This is a genomic window from Micromonospora sp. NPDC047187 (assembly GCF_040643355.1).
Classification (GTDB): Bacteria; Actinomycetota; Actinomycetes; order Mycobacteriales; family Micromonosporaceae; genus Micromonospora; species Micromonospora salmantinae.
In genome coordinates this window covers 90,434-110,512 of the sequence record NZ_JBEYUF010000001.1, presented here as the reverse complement: position 1 = coordinate 110,512, position 20,079 = coordinate 90,434, and the positions used below count along the sequence as shown (strand labels likewise).

Genomic DNA, 20,079 nt, shown 5'->3' with positions numbered 1-20,079 from the left:
GAGATCCGGGCCAACAGCAAGGCGTAGATCTCGGTACCGAGTCTCAAGCTTGACCTCTTTTGCAACACTGAACTCGATGGATCCGCTCAAAGACTTCGGGCGCAATGACCCCTGCTGGTGCGGCGCCCCCCGCAAGTACAAGGCCTGCCACGGATGGCAACACCCTCCGTCTGCACCCGGTCAACCGATCGTCCACCCCGACGACGAAGACCGCGTCTGGCTGTCACCGACCACCTCGATGGCTCGCGGCGCCCTGCGGCAACCGGGCGCAGGCGTCCCCCTGGTCCTGCCGCTCGGGCGGCCCCAGAGCCGCCCTATCGACATCGATGCCGCTGTTCAGGTGCTCCTCGACGCACCCAGGTTCACCACGCAACCGCTACCGGTTCTCGGTAAACACCGCTTCGAGGTTTTCGATCACACGGCGCACGACCGCGATGCCCTCGCCGATGGCGTCGCTGATATCGCCGTTGCTGTTTCTCAAGCTCTTGCTGAACTAAGCCTTCAGCCCGACCCTCCGCCGACGATCCTCTGGAACGACGAGGTCGATGCTGACCGGTTCGTGGGTCAAACTCTGCTGTTCGCCGATCATGTCTGCGTCCCCGACCGGGTCTTCGCCGCCCTCATCGCCGACCAGGACGACGACGCGGTCCGTGATGCGATTGCTGAACAGCGCCGCCTGCGTCCGCTCATAGAAGCCGGCATCGTCGTGCCCGTCCCCGAAGCGCTCGGCATCGCCGCGCGAGCCGGTGCCGTCGACGCGATGACCCAAGGCGACCTGCGGCGCCGCGATCTCACGGACTGGGTTCGCAGCCAACTCATCGTCGAAGGCCCCACCGCCCGCGAAGCCATGTTCATCAGCGCGATCGATGACTTCGACTCACCGCAGATGTGGCTTCTGTCCCGGCGTCTAGTCCTCGACGAGCAGCCCGACCGCAGGGGTGCGTTTACGGCGAGGCTCCTCGCCGCATACGACCCCGCCCACGACTACGAACCTTGGAAGCAGCAGAACCTAGACAAGGCCGTTGGCGAATACCTCAGGCACGCCAACGAACGACTCATCGCCGGTAAGGTCTTCGCCGCCGATTACCTCACCACCTCACCCTTCCGGGCTCGGCTCCTTGCCCGCAAGGGTGCACTGCCCGATCAGCCGATTCACTCCGCGGTCTGGGCTGACATCCCCATCCTGCCCGGCGCCGATCCCGCCACCCTGGCACGCGCTGCCGCTGAAGATGAAGCCGTCGAGGATCTTCGCCAGAAGGTCCGCAACGCTCTGCGCGGAGCCCGTGACCTCGGCACCGGAGCTGACGCCCTCACCGGGCTCGGCGACGAACTCGCCCACGCAAGCCGAAAACTTCAACACGCCGTCCGCACCGAGCGCCGCTGGAAAGTCATTGCCCCCACCCTCGCAGGACTCGGAGCCATCGCGCTGGGTGCGGCGGGCGGTACCGCCGCCATCGTCGGTGGTGTCCTCAGCGCAGTCGGTGGGCTTCTCCCAAACTTGGCTGACAGAGCGACGCGACGACGCGAGGCTGCCTACCTGTTCTACCTGGCCAACCGGACCACTCGACCTCGGCGGTGACCGCCCCGGCGGCGTGCAGCAACTGGTGCCCCCCTCCCCGGGCAAGCAGGTGGAACTGGCCGATGCCGTCCGTCGGCGTACCCGACAGGGCTAGACCCGTACCTGACGCTCTGGGAGGTGGATCTAACGGCACCTCTCTTTGTCAAGGCGTTGGCAGCCGAGAGGTCTCCGTGTCTTTGATCATGTTGCGGTAGACGACGTCGGACAGGCGCCGGTCCGGCAGCGCACGGCCTCCTTGTGGATGTTGCCTGCGGCTCGTTTGCGCTGGCAGTAATCCCGGCCGGGGGTCGCTCGTTTGATTTGGGCCATGGCTCGGCGGCCCGACATGCCGGGCTGCGCTAGGCATGTTGGGAGCAGCGAGAAATGACCACTTCGCACGTCGCTGGGAGGTCACGCCGCACCGCTTGACCTCATCACCGCAGTTCAAGCCCTCGTCTCTGTCCGGCGTCGATGAACACTTCGAGCGCGGTGGCCTCTTCGCCAACCTGCACCCAATCCGTTCCCAGTTGCAAGGCGGCGCCAACCAACGGCTCCTTACCGTCTTGGCCTGCGCACACTCCCCTACCAGCCCGAGCGCCGTCGACCGCTGCTCAGAACCGCGGAGCACTCTGCGGTGAACGAAGCGCTCTTCACAGCAATACTGGGCCACCCGGACGCGCAGTAAGCCGCGCCATCGTGCGCTTGCCCCATCTAAGAGACTCCCAACCGGCCTGACGACCGCAGAGACGTAACGCCCGCACTACTCAACGAGCGGCCGATGCCCGACGGCACCGGCCGCTTCTTCATGCCCGCCGGAGCAACCGGTACACGACCAACTTCCGAAGGACATCTCCCATGACAACCCACCCACCTGCCACGGCGCGAGTCACCGGCGCATCAAGCTACAGCGCCACGATCCCGCCCACCCACGAAGCCGATGCTGGCATCGCCCTACGGGCCGTCCCCTGTCACATTGAGGTGGCTGCGGCCAAGGAGCGAACAATGCACGCCCACCGCCGCAGGTCTCGGCCGGGGCGACCGCCGGACGGAGGCGCATGACGCTGCGGCCCGGCCATCAATCTCAACAACGCAAAGAGCCGAATTCGACCGCGCCCTCCGACGAGCGACTTGACCAGCCCAGCGAAGACAGCGGTTCATGGACGGTCGAGACCGTCGACGGCGGCGCAACGTCCGGGGTCACCAGCGTGGCGGCGCCCGTTCAGCCACCCGAGCTGCACCCCGGCCCCGCTGCCGCCCTACTGAAGCTACTCAGGCACGTGAACGACAGCCGCACGGACAACTCGAACCAGGAGAACCGATGACCACCGCTCAACCGAAACCCTTCGCCTTCTACGGCCGTGTGTCGACGGAGGACAACCAGGACCCCGAATCGTCCCGGAGCTGGCAACTCACCCGGGCAACCACACTCATCCAGCCCCACGGTGGACGCGTCGTCACGGAATATTTCGACGTCGGCCAGAGCCGCTCCCTCCCCTGGCAACGCAGGGTCCAGGCCAGTCTCCTTCTCGCGGCGCTGCGCGATCCACGGCGCGGGTTCTCCGCCGTCGTGGTCGGCGAACCCCACCGCGCCTTTTACGGCAATCAGTTCGGTCTCACTGTGCCGCTGTTCGCCCACTACGGCGTCGAACTTTGGGTGCCCGAGATCGGCGGCCCGATCGACCCCGACAACGAGGCCCACGAACTGGTCATGTCCGTCTTCGGCGGCATGAGCAAGGGCGAACGCAACCGGATCAAACTCCGCGTACGCACCGCCATGGCTGCCCAGACCCTCCTCGAGGGCCGATACCTCGGCGGACGCCCGCCCTACGGCTACACACTCCGCGACCTCGGACCCCACCCCAACCCTTCGAAGGCCGCCGACGGCAAACACCTCAAGGGGCTCATTCCTGACGAGCAGACCGCGCCGATCGTCCGGCAGATCTTCACCGAGTTCCTCGCCGGTATCGGCATGTTCGCCATCGCCGAGGGACTCACCGCAAATCACGTGCCCTGCCCATCAGCCCACGACCGCGCCCGCAACCGGCACCGCAGCGGCATCGCCTGGTCCAAGAGCGCCGTCCGCGTCATCCTCACCAACCCCCGCTACACCGGGCGGCAGGTGTGGAACAAGCAACGCACGGACGAAGTACTGCTCGACGTCGACGACGTGGCAATGGGTCACACCGGCGTCATGCGCTGGAACGCCCGCGACAAATGGGTGGTCTCCAAGGACATCACCCATGAGCCACTCATCGACGACGCGACCTTCGAGCAGGCCCAAGCGATACTGCAACGACGCGGACGGGGAACCGGCGGACAACACGTCCGGCAGCGCACCCGCAACCCGTACGTCTTCCGGGGCATGATCTACTGCGCCGCCTGCGACCGACGAATGCAGGGCCAGTACAACCACGGCGACGCCTACTACCGCTGCCGCTTCCCGCAGGAATACGCCCTCGCCAACCAAGTTGAGCATCCGAGCAACGTGTACCTGCGCGAGGACGCCCTCACCGACCCGATCGACACCTGGCTGGCCTCCGCCTTCGCACCCCACCACATCGAAACAACGATCACCGCGATGACCGAAGCCCAGCCCTTAGATCATCCGGCCGCAACAGGCACAGCAGCCCAGACAATCATCACCGAGTGCGACGCCAAGTTAGAGCGCTACCGGGCCGCCCTCGACGCTGGAGCCGACCCAGCCGTGGTCACCGGCTGGATCGCGCAGACCCAGGCCGAACGCGCCCGCGCGGAAGCAGATCTACGCACAATCGCGGGCACCGCCCCGCGCAGGATGAGCCGAGCAGAGATCACGACCCTGGTGACCGCGCTCGGTGACATCACCACCGTGCTCCGCGACGCCGACCCAGCCGACAAGGCCGAGGTCTACCGGCAACTCGGTCTCCGGCTGAACTACCAGCCCGAAACGCAAACGGTGCGCGCTGCAATCGATCTCAGCGCGCACCGTGGGGTAATGGTTCGTGTCCGAGGGGGGACTTGAACCCCCACACCCTATACGGGTACTAGCACCTCAAGCTAGCGCGTCTGCCATTCCGCCACCCGGACCTACACGTTCAGCCTACCTCGCCGACCAGATGATCTTTCATCCGGTGGTCGGCACAGCGGGCCGCACGGGGAGTTACTGTACACGCCGCTCGTGGATCATGCACATCGCCTTCCGGCGCCTCTCCCCCGGCGATCCTGCCGCTGCTCAAGCCGCCTCAAAACGGCCACACCGACACACCGTCGAGGCGTGTCCGGGTAGCGTCCGGCGGCCCTGTGACGGCAGCATTGCCATGTGTCCCATCCCTCCCCCCTGGCAGCCGCCCAGCACCGAGCCCTCGCCCTACGCGCCGCGGGCGACCTCAGCGCCGCCCGGCAACTGCTCGCGGAGGCCGTCGAATCCGCTCCCCCGCCGTACGGTGACGACCATCCCGAGGTGCTGCACACCGCGCACCTGCTGGCCCGGCTGCACCGGGAGGGGGACGACCCGCTCGCCGCCCGCCGGTTGTTGGAGGAGGCGTTCGCGGCGGGCGAGCGCCGCTGGGAGCACTCCGACCCGCTGATGCTCGCGCTCGCCTTCGAGCTTGCCGAGGTGGCGGAGGAGCTCGGCAACCGACACGAGGCCCGCCGCAACTACACCCGCGTCGCCACCGCCGGGCCCGCCGCACTGGGGGAGAACCACCCGGCGGTACGCGCAGCCCGCGACTACCTCGGCCCACCCCCGTCGACGCCGGGCGAGCAGCACCCCGCGCCGACGCCCGGCCCGGCCCCGGTCGGCCCGGTGACCGAGCCCGGCGCCCGGTCGGCGCTCTCCGGCCCGACCCTGTCGCTGGCGACCCTCGCCGCGATGCGGCCCTCCGCCGGTAGCCCGCCGCCCGCCGTCTCACAGTGGGCGCCGCAACCGCCGGCCACACCCCAAAAAACTTCGCCAGCGGTACGCGCACCAGCCACACCCACGTCGCCTCGCGACGTCACCCCGGCGCCGGTCCCAGCCCCTCGGGCGGCGCCCGTTCAGCCGGCAGCTTCCTCGTTCGCGCCAGCGCAGCCCGGCCCGCCGACGGCCGCACCCAGACCTGCGACGCCGCCCCGCCCGCGCGCCGACGCGCCACCGCCGGCGAATGCGATGCCACCCCGTCAACGCCTCGACGAGCAGGCGTCTGGACCGTCCCGGCCAGCGGTGGGTCCGATGCTCCGACCGAGGGATGGAGGCCCGCCGACGACGCCGACCGGGCAGCGGTCACCAGACCGACCGCCGTCCGGGCCGGTCGTGGCACCACGTCAACGGGTTGGTGGCCACGCCACCCCGCCGGCGGTCGACGTGCCGCCCACGATGTCGACCCCAACCGCCCCGGCATCGACCGCTCCGCCGGCGGTGCCGGGGGTGCCGGAACCTCACTGGGACAACCCCACCATCCAGGTACGACAGATCGAGCCGCTGCTCGCCGAGGAGGCCGCCCGAGCCGCCGCCCGACCAACCGCGCCGAGCGAATCGCACAATGTGTCCGGCGCCGAGGCGACATCATCGGGCGGGCATTCCCCGACCGTTGGCCACCCGGGGCCGGCGTACCCGGTGAGCGGCCCACCGGCCCAGCCCATCAGCGCCCCGCCGGTGACTCCGCCTCCGATCTCCGCGCCCCCCAGCCAGCCGTACCCGGTTTCGGGACCACCGGCCCAGCCATACCCGGTCTCCGGACCACCCGGCCACGGCCAACCCGTCTCCGCACCACCCGGGCACAGCTACCCGGTGTCCGGACCACCCGGCTACGGCCAACCCGTCTCCGCACCACCCGGGCACACCTACCCGGTGTCCGGACCACCCGGCTACGGCCAACCCGTCTCCGCACCACCGGGGCACAGCTACCCGGTGTCCGGACCACCCGGCTACGGCCAACCCGTGTCGGGGCCACCCGGCCACACCTACCCGGTGTCCGCGCCGCCCGGTTTCGGGCCGCCCGTCTCGGGGCCGCCCTACGGACCACCCGTCTCTGCCCCTCCGGTGAGCGCACCACCCGTACCGCCCTGGGGGTTGACCGCACCGCCCTGGAGCAGCAGTGCCCCACCGCAGCCCCTGCCAACTCCAGGTGCCGACTCCGCCGCCCAGACCACGACGCCTACGCGAACCACGACGCCTACGCAGACCACGGCGGCTGCGCAGACCACGGCGGCTGCGCAGGCCGTCACCGCTGGGAGAGACACGCCCGCCGGGCAGACCATGATGGACGCGGGTGGCACCGGTGCGGACGGTGACTCCGGGCTGGGCATCCTCGACGCCCCGGTGGTGCCGACGCAGCGGGCCCGTGGCGCGCTGTCCGACCAGACCGTGGTGTTGCCGTCCGTTCCGGCGCAGGGCGGCCGGGGTGCGGTCGAGGCCAATCTGGGCTGGCCCGCCAGCGCCCAGCCCACCCCGACGGCCCCGCAGACGAACCCCACCGCCGCGCACACGCACGTCACCGCGGCGCAGACGCACCCCGCGGCCGCCCAGACAAACCAGAGCAACACTCAGGCAAGCCCGATTACCGCGGAGCCGAGCCCCGCTGCGCAGCCGGCCTGGTCACCGGCCGTCAGCGCCGACCCGGCGCTGGCACCGCCGGCCGCACCGCCACCGGGCCAGCAGTACCACCACCAGCCGCCTCAGGCGCCGTACCCGACCCAGGACCAGCACCAGGCGCCGTACCCGGGCCAGCAGTACCACCCGGCGCCGGACGCGTACCGGCCGGCGTACGCCGATGACGGTGGGTCGACGGGCCGCAACCGGGCGGCGCTGATCGGCGCGGTAGTGGCGGCCGGGGTGGCCGTCGTGGCGGTGGCGGGCCTGGGTGCGGTGATGTTGACCCGCGACGACCCGCCGCCGACCGGGACCGCGCCGACGGCGGCGGCACCGACGGTAGCCGGGCTTCCGCCGGGCGACCTGGAGCTGCGCGACGATTCGGCCACGATCACGTTGACCTGGACCGACCCGACCGGCGGCGCGGTGCCGTTCATGGTCGCCGCGGGCAGGGCCGGGCAGGCCCTGGGCGTGATCGCCACCGTGGACCCGGGCCGGACCAGCTACACGGTCAACGGGTTGAACTCCCGAGTGGATCACTGTTTCACCGTGTTGGCGGTCTACTCCACTGACAGCTTTGCGACTTCCGGGCAGGTTTGCACCGCGCGGGAACGCGAAGCCACGTCGAGCGGGGAGCCGTCCGGCCGAGCGTCGCCGCGCTGAGCCGAGCCGAAACCACGTGGAGTCGAGCGGGAACCGGGCTGAGCTGGAGGTCCACAACGCACACTCTCGGTATCCACAGGGGTGACGGTGCGGGTTCCCCCGCCACCACCAGCGCCATATGATGGCACCCGGCTCAGGGGAGGGGTCGCCGGAAGGCGCGCCACCTGCCACGACTCAGGGAGGCAGCCGGCTGTGGCCAGCATCGACGACGCCGTACAGACCGAGGCCCCCCGCTCCCGGTCCCGGCTGCGCGGCGGGCTGGTGACCGTCGGCACGGTGGCCGCGCTGTTGGCGGCCATGGGGTTGACCGTCCTCGGGTTGGGCGCGGCGGACAACGCGGTGGCCAACTACGACGCGAGTTCCTGGCTGTGGAGCGCGGCGCGCAGCGAGCTGGCCCGGGTCAACGGGGTCACCGCCCGGGTGGACACCCGCACCGAGATCCCCGGTGCCCGGCAGCATCCGATGCAGATCACCCAGACCGACCGGCTGCTGATCCTGCGGGACCTGCAGACCGGGCAGGTCAGCTCTCTGGATCTGGCCACCCTCCAGCTCAGCGCGACCACCCGGACCACCCCCGGCCTGGGCGTGAGTGTCGCCCTGCACGAGGACGCGGCGTTCGTCGTCGACGCCGTGCAGGGCATCGTCCGGCAGCTCGACCCACGATCGTTGACCCCGGTCGGCGAGCCGGTGCGCTATCCGCCGGGCATCACCGGCGGCACCTTCGACGGTAAGGGTCGACTCTGGATCGCGGTGCCCAGCCAGGGCACCGTCTCGGCGATCACCGCCGCCAAGCTGCCGTCCGCGCCGGCGTCGGCCGCGGGTGCCGGGCTCAGCCCGCAGCGGGTCGAGTCGTACGACGTCGCCGACGCCAGCCACGAGCTGGTGGTCTCCACCCTGGACGACGGGGTGGCGGTGCTCGACCGGACGGCCGGGAAGCTGGTGCGGGTGCAGCACGGTGAGGTGCACCCGACGGCGCTGACGCTGTCCGGCCCGGCGGCGCTGCCCGCGCGCACCAGCGGCCCACGGGTGCCGGTCACGGTGACCGCCGACCGGCGGGTGCTGCTGGTGGGTGACGGTGGGCAGGAGAGCGGGTTCACCGTGCCGGGTGAGGGGGATCGGCTCAGGCCGGCGGTGGCCTGGGCGAATCGGTTCTACTGCGCCGACGAGGCCACCGGCACCATCTACTCCTTCGACGCGGCGGGTCAGCTGGTCGAGACCATCCGTGGGCGGGCCAACGGGCCGCTGGAGCTGGAGGTCCGGGAGAACCACCTGTTCATCAACTCCCCCGACTCGGCGACCGCCCGGGTGGTGGACGACAAGCACCAGGTGCGCGAGGTCAACAAGTACGCCAACGACGTGCTCGGCGGTGACCCGCCGCCGGTTCCCCCGCCGCCGCCTCCGCCGAAGAAGCCGCGGGTGGGCAAGCCGAGTGCGCCGCGCAGCGTCACCGCCGCCGCCGGTAACGCCCAGGCGCGGGTGAGTTGGCGCCCGGCCGCCGCCAACGGCGCCGAGATCATCAAGTACGTGGTGCAGGGCGCCGGGCAGCGCCTGGAGGTGGGCGCCAATCAGCGTGCGGTGGAGGTCAAGGGCCTGACCAACGGCGAGACGTACCGCTTCGCGGTGCACGCCGTCAACGCCAAGGGCGACGGCCCGCCGCGCAACAGCAACCCGGTGACCCCGACCGCCGCGGTCCCCGATCCACCGGCGAGCGTCATCGCGCAGGAGCGACCGGACGGCACGGTCCTGGTCAAGTGGCCGGCGGCGAACGGGCAGGGCAACACCATCGCGAGGTACGCGGTGACGGCCAGTTCGGCGGGGACGAACGCGCCGGCCGGCGAGTCGACCAAGACGGAGCTGGTGGTGCCCGCCGGTGAGTTGGAGTTCGGCACCCAGTACGCGTTCACAGTGGTGGCGGTCAACAGCAAGGGCGCCGGGTCGGCGGCGTCCCCGGTCAGCAACACTGTGGTGCCCTTCGCGGCGCCCGGTCGGCCGCTCAACCTGCGCGCCGGCACGGTCGCCAACCAGCCGGGCGCGGTGATGGTGCAGTGGGCGCCGGCCGAAGCCAACGGTCGGCCGGTGACGAAGTACCTGGTGGACGTCGGTGGGCGGGTCAGCGAGGTGACCGACACCCGCACGACCGTCACCGGGCTGGGCAACGGCCAGAACGTCACGGTGAAGGTGAAGGCGGTCAACGAGGCGGGGCCGGGCCCGGAGGCCACCGCCACCGCCCGCACGGTGGCCGAGCCACGGGTCACGGTGACCGGCTCGTCGTCGACGGCCACCGGGGCGACCGTCACGTTCACGGTGGACGCCGGTGGCGGTCAGGCCACCTGCACGCTGAGCAGGCCGGGCCAGACGCCGAAGGCCGGGGCGTGCTCCAGCATCACGATGACGGGCCTGACCCCGGGCACCGACTACACGTTCACGGTGACGGCGAGCAACGCCGCCGGTAAGGGCACCGCGACGCGGGCCCAGAAGACGCAGCCGCTGTACGGGATCGCGACCTGCCGCAACGGCGCGTCGGGCCCGGAGGCGAGCTACTGCACCCGGGAGATTCCCGGTGAGCGCAACGGTAACGAGATCTTCGAGGTCACTCGGCAGGACAACGACCGGCAGGCCGGCTGGGTGCCCAACGGCCGACGCTTGCAGGCGTACTGCAAGAAGTCGGGCGAAGAGGTCTACGCCTACATCTACAACAATGACAAGCGCAGCACCTGGTGGGTGCAGGTGAACTACGAGGGGAAGAACTACATCCCCTGGGCCTGGCTCAACCTGGAGGGCGGCGACAACATCAACGTCCTGCCCACCTGCTGAGGACACCAGGCGAGGAGCACCACCGACCGTGAACACCCACGAGCCGCTCACCCAGCCGGAGGTGCAGGGCTTCGCCGCCCTGGCCGCCCGGCTGGCCGAGAACGTCAACGCTGTGGTGCTCGGCAAGCCGCAGGTGGTGCGGCTGGCACTGACCGCGCTCTTCGCCCAGGGTCACGTGCTGCTGGAGGACGTGCCCGGGGTCGGTAAGACGACCCTGGCACGGGCCGTCGCCGCCACTGTGAAGGGTGAGTGGCGGCGCATCCAGTTCACCCCCGACCTGCTCCCCTCGGACGTGTCCGGCGTGACGATCTTCAACCAGGCGACCCGGGACTTCGAGTTCCATCCGGGGCCGGTCTTCGCCAACATCGTCATCGCCGACGAGATCAACCGGGCGTCGCCGAAGACCCAGTCGGCGCTGCTCGAGGTGATGGAGGAACGCACTGTCACTGTGGACGGGGTCCGGCACCCGGTGCCGTCGCCGTTCCTGGTGGTCGCCACCCAGAACCCGGTGGAGATGGACGGCACCTACCGGCTGCCTGAGGCGCAGTTGGACCGTTTCCTGGTGAAGCTCTCCGTCGGGTACCCGGACGAGGCAGTCGAGGTCGAGGTGCTGCGCGGCGCGACAGTGCGGTCCCCCGAGGCGCTCGCCCCGGTCACCGACACCGCCACCGTCGGCGAGATGGTCCGGATGGCCCTCCGGGTGCACATCGCCGAGCCGCTCTACGCGTACGCGGTCCGGTTGGCCGCGGCCACCCGCACCCACCCGCAGGTACGCGTCGGGGTCAGCCCCCGGGGCGTGATCGCGTTGACCCGTGCGGCGTGCGCGTACGCGCTGATCGACGGGCGGGGCTGGATCATGCCGGAGGATCTGAAGGCGCTCGTCGAGGCGGTGTTCGCGCACCGGCTGCTGCTCACCCCGGACGCCCAGGTGCGCGGGATGACCCCTGCGGAGGTGCTGCGTCAGGCCGTCGCCTCGGTGCCGGTGCCGCTGCCGTCGGGGCAACCCGCTCCGGTGCAGGGCTGACCGGCAGCAGCGCGATGGGGATCACCGCCCGTGGGGTCGGGCTGCTCGTCGCCGCCGTGGTGCTGTTGGGGGTGGGTTTCCGGTTCGCGTACCCCGAGTTGACGTTGCTCGGCGCGGCGGCCGGCGCGGCCGTCGGCTACGCCGCGCTGGTCGCGGCCTGGCGGCCCCGGCTGACGGTGACCCGCCGCGCCGACCCGGACCGGGTGGCGCGCGGCGAGCCGGCGAGCATGACGCTGACAGTGCGCAACACTGGGCGGCTGCGCTCGGCGAACCTGCTGGCCGAGGACCGGTGCGGGCAGCGGGCCGTGCCGGTGCCGGTGCTGCGCCTGCGGCCCGGTCGGGACACCGAGGTCCGCTACGACGTGCCGACCGACCGTCGTGGGGTGGTGCCGGTCGGTCCGCTGCGGGTGACCCGACGCGACCCGCTGGGGTTGGTGGCGCTGGCCCGCCCGTACGGCGCTGCGGTGCCGGTCTGGGTGCACCCCCGCATCCATCCGCTGACGGCGGTGCCCCGAGGCGCGGGGCGCAGCCTGGACGGCCGGGTGGACGGTGTCCCGCACGGGTCGATCACGTTCGACTCGCTGCGGGAGTACGTGGTCGGCGACGAGCTGCGCCGGGTGCACTGGCGCACCAGCGCCAGGGTGGGTGAGCTGATGGTGCGGGAGAACGTGGACACCAGCCTGCCGCGCCTGGTCGTCCTGCTGGACAACCGCGTCGCCGCGCACCCGCAGCGGGTCGGCGGGGTGGCGGAGTCGTTCGAGTCGGCCTGCGAGGCGGCCGCGTCGGTCGTCACCGCCGCGCACCGCGCCGACCTGCCCGTGCTGTTGCTGGTGGCCGCCGCGGAACCGGCGGAGCCGACAAGGCCGGCGGAGCCGGCGCAGGTCACGGGGCCCGACGGCGAGGCCGACGGCCCGCTCGGGCCGCTGGACCGGCTCGCCGCCGCCGACCTGTCCGCCGACGATGACGCGGTGCGGGCGGCCACCACCAGGCTGCGGCAGGACCGGCTCGGCGACACGTTGATCTTCCTGACCGGGCCGGGGGGCCGCGACGAGCTGGGGCACGTCGGGGCGCTGCGCGGGGCGTACCCGTCGGTGGTGGTCGGGGTGTTCGGCGCGGCCGAGCCGACGCCGCCGGGCACCGCCGGCCTGGTAATCGTCGACGCTGCGGACGGCGCTCAGTTCGCCGCCGAGTGGGACGGGGTACGCCGGTGGTGACGGTCGCCGTGCGGGTGCTGCGAGCGTCGGTCCTTCCGCTGGCGCTGATCGGGCTGACGGCGCTCGCCGGGGTGGTGCTCGGCCGGGTGTACGCCGGTGGTCTGCTGACCTGGCTGGTCGTCGGCGCGGCGGCGGGTTCGGTGCTGGTCAGCGTGGCCGCCCGGCGGCTGCCGTCCTGGCTGGTGGCGCCGGTGTCGGTGGCCGCGATGGCCGGCTGGACACTGTGGTCGCTGCGGCTGGCAGCCACCCGCGCCGAGTTGCCGGGCGACCTGCTGGAGGTCACCGCGGACGCCGCCCGCAACGGCATCCCCCGGCTGCTCACCGCGATGATCCCGGTGGAGCCCACCCCGGACACGGTGCTGGTGCCGGTCGTCGCGGCCTGGCTGGCCGGGCTGACCGGCGCGGAGGTGGCGCTGCGCACCGGCCGGGTGCTGCTGGGTTACCTGCCGGCGGCGGGGCTCTACGCCGCCGCCCTCTACGTGGTCGGCCCGAACGCCGAACCGGCACTGGGGTCGACGCTGGCGTTCGTCGCGGTCGCGGCCCTCGGCCTGGCGACCCCCACCCGGACCGCCGCAGGCGGCGGCGATCCGACCGCCGAGCTGACCCCCCGGGTACGCGCCGCGGTGCGACTGCGGCTGGCCACCAGCGCGGCGCTCGGGGTGGCACTGGTGGTCGGGCTGGTGGCGTTGCTCGGCCCGGTCGTCGCGCAGCAGGTCGACGGCCGGCCGGTGGACCCGCGCCGGTACGTGGAACCGCCGCAGGTGCAGACGCTCGACGAGAACCCGTTGATCCGGATCTCCGGCTGGGCGCTGCACCCGGAGCAGAAGCTCCTCGACGTGAGCACGCAACGCCTCGACGCGCCGCCCGCCGACGCACCGCCCGAGGCCGACCCGGCGGCGGACACCGCGCGCAGTGTGCGGATCCGGTTGGCGGTGCTCAGCGACTACGACGGGGTGACCTGGCGCGTCGGCGCGACGTACCGCAACGCCGGGCGGATCCTGCCCGCCGCGACAGCGGCCCGCGACAGCACGGTGCGGACGGTCCGGCAGCAGATCAGCGTGGCCGAGTTGAGCGGCCGGCTGCTGCCCGCAGTGGCGACACCCCGGGAGGTCAGTGGGGCTCGGGTGGCGTACGACCCGGCGAGCGGGACGCTGATCCGGCCGGAGGGACTGACGCCAGGGCTGCGGTACACGGTGACCTCCGCCGAGGAACGCCCCGACCAGAACCTGTTGGCCAGCGCGAACGTGCCCGCCGGCGACGAGGTGGCCCGGGTGCTGCGGGTCGCCGACGGGGTGCCCGACCCGATGCGCCGGCTGGCCACCCAACTCGCCGAGGAGAACGGCGCGCCGTACGCGCGGGCGTCGGCGATCGAGCAGTTCCTGGCCGAGCACTACCGGGTGGTGGCGGACGCCCCGAGCGGGCACGCGTACCCGAATCTGGGTTTCTTCCTGTTCGGGCCCCGCAACGGCGGCGGGCAGGAAGGCACCTCGGAGCAGTTCGCGGCGGCCTTCGCGGTCCTCGGCCGGCTCTCCGGGCTGCCCACGCGGGTGGTGGTGGGCTTCCGGACCAGCGGGCAGGGGCCGGTGCTGGCCGGTGACGCGTACGCCTGGCCGGAGGTGCTCTTCGACGGGCTGGGCTGGGTCGCCTTCGACCCGCTACCCCGCCCCAACGACGAGCCGCGACCGGTGGAGGAGGATTTCCGCCCGACGCCGGAGGACCCGCCGCCGTCGGAGGCGCCGGCACCAACCGCGGAGCCCAGCGCCGCACCGGAACCGGCGACCGCCGCCGACGCCCCGCCAGGCTCGGACGGGGTCTCCACCCCGGTGCTGGTCGCCGGCGGCAGCGGCGGCCTGCTGCTGGTGGTGGGGGCACTCCTGCTCACCCTGCTGGCGATGCGCCGATCCCTCACCCGCAGCCGACTCGTGCGCGGCGACCCCGGCCAGCGCATCGCCGGCGCCTGGCGGGAGGTCACCGACGCGCTCCGGCTGGCCGGAAGACCGGTCGGGGACGACCTGGCCGCCACCGAGGTCGCCGGGCACGCCCGCCAGACCCTCGCCGACGCCCGAGCGGCCACGATCGGCGACGACACGACCGCCAACTCGGACGCCGTCGCGTCCACCGGCGGCACGGCGGCGGCAGACGCGTCCAGCCCGGCCGTCGACGAGTTGGCGGCCCTGCTCAATCAGGTCGGCTTCGCCCCCGGCGCCGCCACGCCCGAACAGGCGGCTCGCGCCGCCGAAGTGGCCACCGCCTATGTGTCCACCCTGCGCTCCGCCCGCCCCTGGTGGCGCCGCCTCCTCTGGTCCGTGCACCCCACTCCCCTGCGCCGCGCCCGCCGTTCCCCGCGTTGATCAAGAGCTTTGCGTCGACTGCGGGCCCACTTCTGACGCAAACTTCTTGATCACCGACGGCAGGGCAGCGGCGCGAGGGGCGGCGAGCGGGCCGGCGCCCGACGCGGTCTTCGCCGCGGCGTTGGACCTGGCCCGGCTCTACAGCAGCGAGCAGGCGCTGATCAGTGCCAGCGCCCATCTCCTGGCCGTCGGGCACGTTCCGGAGCGGTAGCGGGTCAGGTGGTCAGCCGGCGGATGAGTTTGCGCATGCCGGCCTGCCAGCCGTCCGGGTCCTCGGCGCGGCGGCGCGCGTAGTCGGCGACCTCGGGGTGCGGCAGGATCAGGAACCGTTCCTCGGCCAGCCCGGCGATGGCCGCGTCGGCGACCTGGTCCGGGGTGAGCACCGCACCGGACGCGGCGACCACCCGGGCGCCCAGGTGACCGGCGGCGAGTCCATCGGCGAGCATCGGGGTGTCCACCCCCTGCGGGCACAGCGCGCTGACCCGGATGCCCCGGTCCCGGTAGGTGATGGCCAACCACTCGGCGAACCCCACCGAGGCGTGCTTCGTCGCGGTGTACGCGGCGTCGCCCACAGCGGTCAGCACACCGGCCGCGGAGCAGGTGTGCAGCAGGTGCCCGCCACCCCGGGCGAGCATTCCGGGCAGCACCGCGCGGGCCGAGTAGACGTGGGCCAGCACGTTGACCCGCCAGGAGCGGTCCCAGCCGGCGTCGTCGACCTCCACTCCCCCGCCGGTGGTCACCCCGGCATTGGCGCAGAACAGGTCGATCCGGCCGTACCGCTGCTCGGTGTCGGCGACCAGGTCGCGGACCTGCTCCTCGTCGGTGACGTCGAGGGCGATGGCGTGCGCGACCGGGCCGATGCCCTCGGCCACCGCGCGGGCCGCGTCGGCGTCCAGGTCGGCGACGACCACGGCGGCAGCTCCCTCGGCGGCGAACCGGCGCGACAGCGCCGCGCCGATGCCGCCGGCTCCGCCGGTGACCACCACGATCCGGTCGGTGAGGTTCACGCGGACGCCTCCACGGAGTTGGCGCCCAACCGGGCGATGAGGCCGAGCAGCGCGGTGGCGCCGCCGGCGGTGACCTCGGGGGTGGGCAGCAGCGCGACGATCGGCACGTCCACCCCGTTGTCGGCGTAGCGGCGCACCTCGGCGCGACACCGCTCCGGCGAGCCGTGCAGCACCAGCGCGTCGACCACCTCGTCGGGCACCGCCGCGCTGGCCCCGCGCCGGTCACCGGCGGCCCAGGCCGCCCACATGGGCGCGAGCGTCTCGTCGCGGCCGAGCCAACGGTGGAACTCGGCGTACGCCGGAACGGTGAGGTAGCTGGTGATGAGCCGGCGGCCCAGCGCCCGGGCGTACGCGGCGTCCTCGGTGGGGCAGACGAAGATCCGGGCGGCGACCTCGAACCCGGCGCGGCGCTCGCCCAGCTCGGCGAGGGCGCGCGGCACGTCGTCGGCGCTGAGCCAGTTGAGGATGACCCCGTCGGCTTCCGCGCCGGCCAGCCGGAGCATCCCGGGGCGCAGCGCGGCGAGCAGGATCGGTGGCGGCACCGCCGGCGGTCGTTCCAGCGTGAACCGGCGGACGGTGAACGTGTCGTATGCCTCGTCGACGGTCTCGCCGGCCAGCGCGGCGCGCAGGAAGCGCAGCACGTCGCGGGTGCGGCGGAACGGCTCGTCGAACGGCACCGCGTTCCAGTCCCGCACCAGCACGGGTGAGGACGCGCCGATGCCGAGCGAGAACCGGCCCGGCGCGGCCTCGGCCAGCGCCGCCGCGCTCATCGCCAGCAGCCCGGGGCCCCGGGTGAAGACCGGTGTGATCGCGGTGCCGAGCCGCAGCCCTGGCTGCCAGGCCGCGGCGAGCGCCAGCGGGGTGAACGCGTCGGTCCCGGCGACCTCGGACGACCAGACGTCGGTGAACCCGGCCCGGTCGAGGGCCGCGTAGGCCGCGTCGTGCTGCGCCAGCGCGATTCCGCCCAGCGGCACCGTCATGCCCCATCGATTCGTCACCGGTCGATCGTGCCCGTTGACGCGGGCCCGAGCAAGATCCCCGGGTTGGGCAGAATCGCCGGTTTCCGGCCGTGCGCGCCGGTGGGAGGTGCCGCTGCTGTACCTGCCCGGTGTGATCGCGACCGCGGTCGGAATGGTGGTGCTGGCCGCGGTCGCGGTGGTCGACGCCCGTCGCGCCCACGGCGCCGCACCGGAGGCCGCCGCGCCACCGTTCTGAGACTCGCGCGTCGATGTCGCGTCGGCGTGGACGGTTACTCTCGGCCGGTGACCTTCTCGCTCGTCGCCCGCTCCGCCGACGGCCGCCTGCACGGTGTGGCAGTCGCCAGCAAGTTCCTCGCCGCCGGGGCGTTGGTGCCGGCCGCCGCCGCCGAGGTGGGCGCGCTGGCCACCCAGGCGCACGTCAACCTGGCCTACCGCCCGCAGGGCCTCACCCTGCTGCGCACCGGGGTGGCCGCCGCCGACGTGGTGGCCGGGCTGATCGCCGCGGACCCCGAGCGGGAGCACCGCCAGCTCGGCGTCGTGGGGGCCACCGGCGCGGGCGCCACCTGGACCGGGCCGGCCTGCCACCCGTGGGCCGGCGGGCGGACCGGCGACGGCTGGGCCGCGCAGGGCAACGTGCTCACCGGCCCGGAGGTCGTCGACGCCCTTGGTGAGGCCTGGCTGGCGGGATCGGCGCTGCCGTTCGCCGAGCGGCTGGTCGCCGCGCTGCGGTCCGGTGACGAGGCCGGCGGCGACCGGCGTGGCCGGCAGAGCGCCGGCCTGCTGGTGGTCGAGCGTGGCGGCGGGTACGGCGGCACCAGCGACGTGGTGGTGGACCTGCGTGTGGACGACCACCCGGACCCCGTCGCCGAGCTGGGGCGCCTGCTCACTGTGCACACCATGCTGTTCGGACGGCCCGACCCGGCCACACTGCTCGACCTGAGCGGCGCGGTCGCCGCCGAGGTGGCGGCGTTGCTCGGCGCGCTGGGCCATCCGGTGCACGAGGACGGCACGGAAGCGGCGTTGATCTCCTGGGCCGGGTTGGAGAACCTGGAGGAGCGGCTGGTGCCGGGGCGGATCGACCCGGTGGTGCTGACGCACCTGCGCGGTGTCGCCCCGCACGTCCCCGCACCCCGCGCCGCGAGCTGACCCCGGCCGCCCTGACCCGAGGCGGCTACACCGGCTGGCTCAGCCCTTGACCCGGGGCACCAGCCGGTGCACGACGGTGAGCGCCAACGCCATCACCACCGCCATCGTGCCGGCGATCCCGGCGGCGCTGCCCGCGTACCCGACGAACAGTGGGCGGCGGGCCAGCTCCTCCGGCCCGGTGCCGCGCAGGTCGAGCAACCAGGTCAGGGAGAGTCCGCAGACCACCAGGGCGAGCACACCACCGAGCCCGAGCACGAGTGCCGCGACCCGGTGCGCGTCACCGGGGGCGATCTCGGCCTGCTCCCGCTGGGTGACCAGCAGCAGCAACCCCGCCAACGCCGCCCACACACCCACCACCAGGTACGCGGCGACGGCGTCGCTGGGCCGGTGCCAGCCGGCGGAGAGGGTGGCGACCCCGGCGACGGCGGCGTAGCCGGCACCGATGAAGGCGCCGACGGCCCGCACCTTGCGCGGCAGCACGAGCATCAGCGCGACCGCCACCGAGGCGGCCACCGTGGCGTGCCCGCTCGGGAGGCTGTTGCCCACTGCGGCGCGTTCCGGGTCGACGCCGTAGTCGGGCCGGTTCAGCCCGTACTTGAGAAGCTGGGTGGTGACGTTCGCTCCGGCGATCAGCAGGGTCGCGGTGATCGCCAGGGCGATCCGCCCCCGGATCAGCGCGATGAACCCGATCGTCGCGGTGACGGCCAGCAGCGAGACCACCGACATCGCGTTGAGGATCCGGTCGACCGGGCCGTCGATGGTGTCCTGCCCGATCCGGTTGCCGGTGAGGGCGACCGTGTCCACCCACTGACCGATCTCGAGGTGCACGGCCACCCGCCACACGGCGAGGAAGGCGGCCGCCTGGACGAGGGCCAGTACGACCAACCAGACCGCGGTCCAACCCCGTGCCGTCGCGCGCATCCGCACACCGTAGCGGCAGGTGTCGGCGGTCCGACCGGTGGCCCGCCGCCAATCGCCGGTTAGGTTGTGCCGGAGGCGAGGAGGCGGTGGTGAGTGGAACACCGGAGCGCGACAGCGGCCCGGCCGAACCCGGTCCGGAGCAGCGTGAAGGCGACAATCCGGGGCCGGTGCGGGCCGGCGCCGACGCCGGTCCGGGTGGGCCGGTGCGGGCCGAGTCGCTGACGGATCTGCTGGGCGGGCGACGCGGTGCCATCGACGCCACCCTGCCGCCGCTGGCGTTCGCGGTGGGCTGGTTGCTGGGCGGCGAGTCGCTGTGGGGCGGGGTCGGCGCGGCGCTGGCCGTGGGCGCGGTGGTGGCCGGCGTACGGCTGCGTCGGGGTGACCGGCCGCGCTCGGTGCTGATCGGGCTGCTGGCCGTCTGCGTGGCGGCGTTGATCGCGGTGCGCACCGGCCGGGCCGAGAACTTCTTCCTGATCCAGGTGTTGTCGAACGCCGCGAGTGCTCTGGCGTGGACGGTCAGCATCGTGGTGCGGTGGCCACTGCTCGGTGTGCTGGTCGGCGCGGTGCTGGGCCAACGGGCCCGGTGGCGGCGCGATCCGGCGCTGCTGCGCGGCTACGGCCGGGCCAGTTGGGTGTGGACGGCGACCTACCTGCTGCGGCTCGCCGTGTTCGTGCCGCTCTACCTGGGTGGGCAGGTGCTCGCGCTGGTGGTGGCCCGGGTGGCGCTGACCTGGCCGCTGGTCGCCGCGGCGCTGGCGCTGAGCTGGGTGGTGCTGCGTCGCTCGCTGCCGGCCGGGCACCCGGGGCTGCGTCACCCGGTGGCCCCGCCGCCTCGCTGAAACCGGCCCCGCGC

The 20,079-nt window shown here is 72.8% G+C and carries 15 protein-coding genes and 1 tRNA gene; 12 read left to right on the top strand and 4 right to left on the bottom strand.

What is annotated here, in order from left to right; all coding sequences use genetic code 11:
• Positions 1-76 precede the first annotated feature (76 nt).
• The 3 genes from ABZ794_RS00465 to ABZ794_RS00455 all read left to right on the top strand — a co-directional run bounded on the left by ABZ794_RS00465 (position 77) and on the right by ABZ794_RS00455 (position 4,559).
• Positions 77-1,579, top strand: coding sequence for an SEC-C domain-containing protein (locus ABZ794_RS00465; RefSeq protein WP_357513447.1), 1,503 nt, complete (start codon positions 77-79; stop codon positions 1,577-1,579).
• Between the two features lie 1,034 nt (positions 1,580-2,613).
• Positions 2,614-2,880 carry a hypothetical protein gene (locus ABZ794_RS00460; RefSeq protein ID WP_357513445.1) on the top strand — a complete coding sequence of 89 codons (267 nt, stop codon included), beginning with the start codon at positions 2,614-2,616 and terminating at the stop codon, positions 2,878-2,880.
• Complete coding sequence (locus tag ABZ794_RS00455) at positions 2,877-4,559, top strand: recombinase family protein (RefSeq protein WP_357513443.1); 1,683 nt, start codon at positions 2,877-2,879, stop codon at positions 4,557-4,559. Before ABZ794_RS00460 ends, ABZ794_RS00455 begins: the two co-directional genes overlap by 4 nt.
• Here ABZ794_RS00455 and ABZ794_RS00450 read toward each other — a convergent pair.
• Positions 4,541-4,624: transfer RNA gene (locus ABZ794_RS00450), tRNA-Leu, on the bottom strand. The two genes, ABZ794_RS00455 and ABZ794_RS00450, sit on opposite strands and share 19 nt — an antisense overlap.
• A gap of 232 nt (positions 4,625-4,856) precedes the next feature.
• Here ABZ794_RS00450 and ABZ794_RS00445 point away from each other — a divergent pair.
• The 6 genes from ABZ794_RS00445 (at position 4,857) to ABZ794_RS00420 (ending at position 15,383) form a co-directional block, all read left to right on the top strand.
• Positions 4,857-7,769 (top strand): tetratricopeptide repeat protein, encoded by a 2,913-nt coding sequence (locus ABZ794_RS00445; RefSeq protein WP_357513441.1) that lies wholly within the window; start codon positions 4,857-4,859, stop codon positions 7,767-7,769.
• A 192-nt stretch (positions 7,770-7,961) separates the two neighbouring features.
• A complete protein-coding gene (locus tag ABZ794_RS00440; protein ID WP_357513439.1) occupies positions 7,962-10,583 on the top strand; it encodes a fibronectin type III domain-containing protein in 2,622 nt (873 codons plus the stop codon).
• Between the two features lie 28 nt (positions 10,584-10,611).
• Positions 10,612-11,607, top strand: coding sequence for a MoxR family ATPase (locus ABZ794_RS00435; RefSeq protein WP_357513437.1), 996 nt, complete (start codon positions 10,612-10,614; stop codon positions 11,605-11,607).
• Positions 11,608-11,621: 14 nt separating this feature from the next.
• The gene (locus ABZ794_RS00430) at positions 11,622-12,821 is read left to right on the top strand and encodes a DUF58 domain-containing protein (RefSeq protein ID WP_238688266.1); all 1,200 of its coding nucleotides are present in this window, start codon (positions 11,622-11,624) and stop codon (positions 12,819-12,821) included.
• On the top strand, positions 12,815-15,172 hold the full coding sequence (locus ABZ794_RS00425) for a transglutaminase domain-containing protein (protein ID WP_238688265.1): 2,358 nt from the start codon (positions 12,815-12,817) through the stop codon (positions 15,170-15,172). Before ABZ794_RS00430 ends, ABZ794_RS00425 begins: the two co-directional genes overlap by 7 nt.
• A gap of 46 nt (positions 15,173-15,218) precedes the next feature.
• Complete coding sequence (locus tag ABZ794_RS00420; RefSeq protein ID WP_238688264.1) at positions 15,219-15,383, top strand: hypothetical protein; 165 nt, start codon at positions 15,219-15,221, stop codon at positions 15,381-15,383.
• 4 nt (positions 15,384-15,387) lie between these two features.
• On the opposite strand, the gene ABZ794_RS00415 is transcribed toward ABZ794_RS00420, so the two are convergent.
• Positions 15,388-16,179 (bottom strand): SDR family oxidoreductase, encoded by a 792-nt coding sequence (locus ABZ794_RS00415; RefSeq protein WP_238688263.1) that lies wholly within the window; start codon positions 16,177-16,179, stop codon positions 15,388-15,390.
• The gene (locus ABZ794_RS00410) at positions 16,176-17,159 is read right to left on the bottom strand and encodes an LLM class F420-dependent oxidoreductase (RefSeq protein ID WP_238688442.1); all 984 of its coding nucleotides are present in this window, start codon (positions 17,157-17,159) and stop codon (positions 16,176-16,178) included. The genes ABZ794_RS00415 and ABZ794_RS00410 overlap by 4 nt, the downstream gene beginning before the upstream one ends.
• 106 nt (positions 17,160-17,265) lie before the next feature.
• Here ABZ794_RS00410 and ABZ794_RS00405 point away from each other — a divergent pair, with 106 nt between their 5' ends.
• Entirely contained in the window at positions 17,266-17,394 is a 129-nt protein-coding gene (locus ABZ794_RS00405; RefSeq protein ID WP_255750003.1) for a hypothetical protein, read from the top strand.
• A gap of 47 nt (positions 17,395-17,441) precedes the next feature.
• A complete protein-coding gene (locus ABZ794_RS00400) occupies positions 17,442-18,305 on the top strand; it encodes a DUF1028 domain-containing protein (RefSeq protein WP_238688262.1) in 864 nt (287 codons plus the stop codon).
• Between the two features lie 39 nt (positions 18,306-18,344).
• Here ABZ794_RS00400 and ABZ794_RS00395 read toward each other — a convergent pair whose 3' ends face one another.
• Positions 18,345-19,232 carry a phosphatase PAP2 family protein gene (locus ABZ794_RS00395; RefSeq protein ID WP_210781888.1) on the bottom strand — a complete coding sequence of 296 codons (888 nt, stop codon included), beginning with the start codon at positions 19,230-19,232 and terminating at the stop codon, positions 18,345-18,347.
• A 197-nt stretch (positions 19,233-19,429) separates the two neighbouring features.
• Between ABZ794_RS00395 and ABZ794_RS00390 the strand changes: the two genes are divergently transcribed.
• Positions 19,430-20,065, top strand: a complete 636-nt coding sequence (locus ABZ794_RS00390) for a DUF3159 domain-containing protein (protein WP_210782008.1) — start codon at positions 19,430-19,432, stop codon at positions 20,063-20,065.
• Positions 20,066-20,079: the final 14 nt, after the last annotated feature.

What these genes read in the sequence shown, in the direction of transcription:
- ABZ794_RS00460 (WP_357513445.1), top strand. Translation starts at nt 2,614, where the DNA reads ATGACGCTGCGGCCCGGCCATCAATCTCAACAACGCAAAGAGCCGAAT.
- ABZ794_RS00410 (WP_238688442.1), bottom strand. Translation starts at nt 17,159, where the DNA reads ATGACGGTGCCGCTGGGCGGAATCGCGCTGGCGCAGCACGACGCGGCC.
- ABZ794_RS00465 (WP_357513447.1), top strand. Translation starts at nt 77, where the DNA reads ATGGATCCGCTCAAAGACTTCGGGCGCAATGACCCCTGCTGGTGCGGC.
- ABZ794_RS00430 (WP_238688266.1), top strand. Translation starts at nt 11,622, where the DNA reads ATGGGGATCACCGCCCGTGGGGTCGGGCTGCTCGTCGCCGCCGTGGTG.
- ABZ794_RS00455 (WP_357513443.1), top strand. Translation starts at nt 2,877, where the DNA reads ATGACCACCGCTCAACCGAAACCCTTCGCCTTCTACGGCCGTGTGTCG.